Here is a 780-nt window from a genome sequence, read left to right on the forward strand (position 1 = left end):
AAGCCCGACCCGACAACTCCGCCAGCATGATCACCATCGCGATGATCGACAACCTCGCCAAACGACTCACCGCCGAAACCACCCCAACCTGGCGATACGGCTAAACCCGCATTACCGGCAAAATACGTGAATCAGACGTCCTCTTAGGTAACGGACACCAGGCACTGTCCCGTCGACCGGCGCGTTGGACACCGTCCGGGGGCGGTATGGGGTCATTCGCCCGAGTACGCCTCGCATACCGGACAGACGCAGGTACCCTGGAAGTCCGTGCTCGCACCATGTCCGTTCGCCTCTTGCGGACCCATCACTGCTGACCACAACCCCTCGGATGCGTTCCGGCAGCCTTTACTCAGCAAGTGCCTTTCGTGACGGGGAGCTAGACCTCAGGCAGGCCGGATCATCCCAGGTCAGAAGGCACTTCCTTTTCGAGATCAACGATCCGGGCGGCCCTTACCCGAAGGGCCCGGATTAGGATTTCGCCCCTTCTGTGGCGGATGCCGCAGAATTTTGCGCAGGGAGGCGTGCGGAGATGTCCGGCCAACAGACCACGATCAGGTTGATTGATGTCGATGATGCAGCGGCGATCGTAGAGCATCGGATTCGCGACGCGAAGGCCTTCGCCCCGTGGGAGCCCGAGCAGCCGGAGAGCTTCTACACAGTCGAGGGGCAGCGAGCGCGGATCGAGCAGATGCTGGAGGGCTACCGTGGCGTGAGGGGCCTCGCGTTTTCCGGACAGTGGTTCGGCCGGTTCTTTCACGCCGCGATTTGAAGGTTCTCGAA

1 protein-coding gene and 1 pseudogene are annotated in these 780 nt (G+C 61.5%); both read left to right on the top strand.

Annotation, left to right across the window (positions count from 1 at the left end; all coding sequences use genetic code 11):
• Window positions 1–104: pseudogene (locus ACFHVL_RS31385) on the top strand (IS5/IS1182 family transposase); the annotation flags it as partial.
• Between the two features lie 425 nt (window positions 105–529).
• Entirely contained in the window at window positions 530–769 is a 240-nt protein-coding gene (locus tag ACFHVL_RS31390) for a hypothetical protein (protein ID WP_416632248.1), read from the top strand.
• The last annotated feature ends 11 nt before the right edge of the window (window positions 770–780 follow it).

The organism is Micromonospora sp. LOL_023 (assembly GCF_048060115.1).
Taxonomy (GTDB): Bacteria; Actinomycetota; Actinomycetes; order Mycobacteriales; family Micromonosporaceae; genus Micromonospora_E.